A 4,449-nucleotide genomic window follows, 5' to 3' on the forward strand; every position below is an offset into this window, starting at 1 on the left:
ATGTGGCGGCGTTCGCAGCCCATCGCCTGGGCCGCCTCCACCAGGCCGTGGTCGACTTCGCGCAGGCTGACCTCGGCGTTCCGCGCGAAGAACGGCGTGGCGGCGATGGTAAGCGGCCCCACCGCGGCCCAGACCCCATAGCTGGTGCCGACGATCATCCGGGTAAAGGGAATCAGCGCCACCATCAGGATCAGGAACGGCACCGAACGCAGCACGTTGACCAGGCCGCCCAGGATGCGATTGAGCAGGCGCGCCTCGAAGATCCCGCCCGGCCCGGTGGTGACCAGTACCAGGGCCAGCGGGATACCCACCAGCAGGACGATGGCGGAGGACGCGCCGATCATCAGCAGCGTATCGAGGAAACCTTGCCAGAGCCGTTCAAGCATGGGCGACATGGCCGAGCACCTCCACCTTGTCCGCCACCAGCGCGGCCTTCGCCAGCACGCCGGGCAGTTCGCCGGGCGGCGCGCCGACCTGTAGCAGCAGGCGCCCCAGGGCGCGGCCCTGGATCCGCTCTATGCCGCCGTGGAGCAGGTCGACGCGCTGGCCGATGGCCCTGGCGATGGCCAGCAGGTCCGGCACCCGTCGGCTGGCGCCGGTGTACTGGAGATCGAGCAGCACCGGGTCGCCGGCGCCGGGAGCCTGGCGCAGCCGCGCCTGGAGGTCGGCCGGGAGGGCGGCGCGCAGGCTGCCGAGCAGGCTTCGGGTGACGGCATGGCGCGGATCGCCGAAGACTTCCCAGACTTCGCCCTGTTCGACGATGCGGCCGCATTCGAGGACCACCACGCGGTCGCAGATCTCGCGGATGACCGCCATCTCGTGGGTGATCAGGACGATGGTCAGGCCCAGCCGGCGGTTGATGTCGCGCAGCAGCGCGAGGATCGCCTGGGTGCTCTCCGGGTCCAGCGCCGAGGTGGCTTCGTCGCAGAGCAGGATCTGCGGCTGGTGCACCAGCGCGCGGGCGATGCCGACGCGCTGTTTCTGTCCGCCGGAGAGCTGTGCCGGATAGGCGTCGCGTTTTTCCTCCAGGCCGACCAGTTGCAGCAGCCCGGCGACCCGCTCCTCGATCCGTGCCCGGGGCACCCCGGCCACCCGCAGCGGCAGGGCGATGTTCTGCCGCACGGTCTTGGCCGACATCAGGTTGAAGTGCTGGAAGATCATGCCGATGCGTCGGCGCAGGGCGACCAGGCGCTGGCCGTCGTAGCCGCCGATGTCTTCGTCGTCGATCAGCACCTGCCCCTCGCTGGGACGCTCCAGGCGATTAAGGGTGCGGATCAGCGAGGACTTGCCGGCGCCGCTGCGGCCGATGATGCCGAACACTTCGCCGCGGCGGATCTCCAGGTCGATCTCCCGCAGGGCCTGGACCCCGCCGGGGTAGCGCTTGCCCAGGCCGTGGAGGCGGATGTGCGGCGTGGAGGCGCGCGTGTCGGGCGCCGTCGGGAACGGTTCGAGGGGCAGCAGGCTCGGGGGAACGGTCATGGTCGTCACTCCCAGCCCGGCTGGTACAGCGTGCCATGGGCCTTGTCCAGCGCGGCGCGGACCACCGGCGAATGCTGGTAGATGTCGACGAAGCGCGCCAGGCGGCCGTCGCGGTCCTGGTAGTCGCCGCGGGTGACGAACTGGATCACGTATTCCCGGTTGTCGATCCCGTCGAACAGCAGCGCCCGGGTCGGGTCGATGGTCCCGGCCAGGCGCAGGTAGTGCGGGTAGCCCTGGGCCAGGTCGAAATCGTCGAGGGCGCGCGCCAGTTGCACCGCCTCCAGCTCGGTGATGCGGATGTCCTTCGGGTTGTCGACGATATCGTCGAGGGTCGCCTTGTAGCCGACGCCGTCCCTGAGCTTCAGCAGGCCGGCCTTCTGTAGCAGTTGCAGGCCGCGGCCGCCATTGATCGGGTCGTTGGCGATGGCCACGCTGGCGCCTTCCGGCAACTCTGCGAGGCTGGCGTAGCGCTTCGAATAGAGCCCGACGTTGTTGATGATCCCCGGCGCGAACGGCTTCAGCCGGAAGCCGCCTTCGCGGTTGGCGTTTTCCAGGAAGGGCACGTGCTGGAAGTAGTTGGCGTCGATGTCGCCCTGGGCGAGGGTGATGTTGGGGGCGTTCCAGTCGCTGAACTCGACCAGTTCGACCTTCAACCCCTGCTTGCCGGCTTCGCTCACGGCGACTTCCAGCGGCGGGGCGAAGGCGGCGGTGGTGCCGATCTTCAGCGGGGCGTCGGCGGCCTGGACCGGGCCGCTGCCGAGGAGGACGGCCAGGCTCAGGGTTTTCAGGGTGTTCAGCATGGTGGGCTCCTGAACGAAAGGGAAAGTGGGGTCAGGCCTGGCGCTGGTGCGCGGCCGGGGGCTGGCGGAAGGCGGCGCCGGCGTGTTCCGCCTGCAGGCGCGCGCGGCCGCCGCCGAAGAGCTTCTCCCGCAGGGTGCCGGGGGCGTAGGCGGTCTTGTAGCTGCCGCGTGCCTGCAACTCGGGCACCACCAGGTCGATGAAGTCGGCGTAGCTCTCCGGCTCCACGGTGCGGGTCAGGTTGAAGCCGTCCAGGCCGGTATCGGCGATCCAGCCTTCGAGATCGTCGGCGACCTGGCGCGGGTCGCCTACCAGGGTCACGTAGCGGCCGCCCAGGGCCAACTGATCGAGGAGCTTGCGCACGGTGGAGTCGGTGCGCGCCACGGTGAGGTTCTTCACCACCGACTCGATGGCGTTGTTCTTCTCGTAGCGGATCGGTTCGTCGAGCCCGTAGCGCGACAGGTCGATGCCGCTGGAGCTGGCGAAGTGCGCCAGGCCGGCCTCGGGGCTGGCGTAGCGGCGGTACTCGGCATGCTTGTCGCGGGCCTCGGCCGCGGTGGCGGCGACGATCACGTTGATGCCCATGAAGATCCTGATGTCCTCGGCGCGACGGCCGGCGCCGACCACCGCCGCGCGGATGCGCTGCACCAGTTGGCGGGTGGCCTCGCGGGTCTGTCCGGAGACGAACACGCATTCGGCGTGGCGCGCGGCGAAGGCCAGGCCACGCTCCGAGGAGCCGGCCTGGAACAGCACCGGGGTGCGCTGTGGAGAGGGCTCGGCGAGGTGGTAGCCCTCGACCTGGTAGAACTCGCCATGGTGGCGGATCTTGTGGATCTTCTCCGGCCGCGCGTAGACCCGTCGCTGGCGGTCGGCGAGCACCGCGTCGTCTTCCCAGCTGCCCTCCCAGAGCTTGTAGAGGACCTCCAGGTACTCGTCGGCGCGGTCGTAGCGGCGGTCGTGCTCGATCTGCGCGGACTGGCCCATGGCCTTGGCCGCGCTTTCCAGGTAGCCGGTGACGATGTTCCAGCCGATCCGCCCGTCGCTCAGGTGGTCGAGGGTCGAGAGCCGCCGGGCGAACGGGTAGGGCGCCTCGTAGGTGAGGTTGGCGGTGACGCCGAAACCCAGGTGCTCGGTGACCCCGGCCATGGCCGAGACCAGCATCAGCGGGTCGTTCACCGGCAACTGGACGGCTTCGCGGGCGGTCACCTCGATGCCGCCCTGGTAGACGTCGTAGACGCCGAGGATATCGGCGATGAACAGGCCGTCGAACAGGCCGCGCTCCAGCAGCCGGGCCAGCTCGGTCCAGTGGCGCAGTTTGCGGTAGTCGCTGGAGCGGTCGCGTGGGTGGGTCCAGAGGCCGTGGTTGATATGGCCGACGCAATTCATGCTGAAGGCGTTTAGGAGAATCTGCTTCTTGCTCATGGCGGTTCCTTCGGCGTTCAGAGCGTGCCGCGGCGTGGCGGCAGGCGGCCGTTGAGGTAGTAGTCGCCGACCGCGTGGTACTTCCAGCGCACCGGGTCGTGCAGGGTGTGTACGCGGGCGTTGCGCCAGTGGCGGTCGAGACCGCGTTCGGCGAGACAGGCGCGGCTGCCGCCAAGCTCGATCAGCTTGCTGCCGGCCAGCAGGGCGACCTCGGTGGTCAGCGCGCGGGCTTCGGCGACGGCGATCGAGGCGGCCGCCACGCTTTCCGCGTCCGGCTCGGCGGTGGCCCGGTCGAGCACCCGCCCGGCACGCTCCAGCAGCGCTTCGGCGGCGTGCAGGCGGATCGCCAGGCGGCCGATCTCATGGATGGTCAGTGGGTCGTCGCTGGCCTTGTCGACGCCGGAGTCGACCCAGGGCCGGGCGCGCTCGCGGACGAAACGCAGGGTGTCCTCGAAGGCGCCGCGGGCGATCCCGGCGTCGATCGCCGCGTGGAGGATCTGCGCCAGCGGGCCGACGGTGGTCGGGCGCTCGAAGGCGTCCTGGAACGAGACCACGTCCTCGGCGGCCACCGCTACCCGGTCGAACAGCGCCGAACCGCTGCCGGTGGTGCGTTGACCGAAGCCGGACCAGTCGTCGACGATTTCCAGCCCGGCGCTGTCGCGCGGGACGAAGGCCAGTTGCTGGCGGCCCTCGTCGTCCACCGCCAGGGTCGGCACCCGCTGCGCGTAGAGTGCGCCGGTGCAGTAGAAC

General features: G+C 69.9%; 5 protein-coding genes. All 5 read right to left on the bottom strand.

Annotation, left to right across the window (positions count from 1 at the left end):
• Positions 1–395, bottom strand: a 395-nt coding sequence (locus FFS27_RS29085) for a methionine ABC transporter permease (RefSeq protein ID WP_137952388.1), incomplete at its 3' end; no start/stop codon positions are given.
• Positions 379–1,488 carry a methionine ABC transporter ATP-binding protein gene (locus FFS27_RS29090; RefSeq protein WP_019485931.1) on the bottom strand — a complete coding sequence of 370 codons (1,110 nt, stop codon included), beginning with the start codon at positions 1,486–1,488 and terminating at the stop codon, positions 379–381. The genes FFS27_RS29090 and FFS27_RS29085, both read right to left, overlap by 17 nt.
• Positions 1,485–2,279: a MetQ/NlpA family ABC transporter substrate-binding protein gene (locus FFS27_RS29095; RefSeq protein ID WP_003089461.1), complete on the bottom strand. Its 795-nt coding sequence runs from the start codon at positions 2,277–2,279 to the stop codon at positions 1,485–1,487. Before FFS27_RS29095 ends, FFS27_RS29090 begins: the two co-directional genes overlap by 4 nt.
• Positions 2,280–2,310: 31 nt before the next feature.
• Positions 2,311–3,699, bottom strand: coding sequence for an LLM class flavin-dependent oxidoreductase (locus FFS27_RS29100; protein WP_003089459.1), 1,389 nt, complete (start codon positions 3,697–3,699; stop codon positions 2,311–2,313).
• Between the two features lie 17 nt (positions 3,700–3,716).
• The coding region (locus FFS27_RS29105; protein WP_256659707.1) for an acyl-CoA dehydrogenase family protein at positions 3,717–4,449 on the bottom strand (733 nt) is incomplete at its 5' end.

It is taken from the genome of Pseudomonas sp. 2VD, from assembly GCF_005503585.1.
GTDB lineage: Bacteria > Pseudomonadota > Gammaproteobacteria > Pseudomonadales > Pseudomonadaceae > Pseudomonas > Pseudomonas aeruginosa.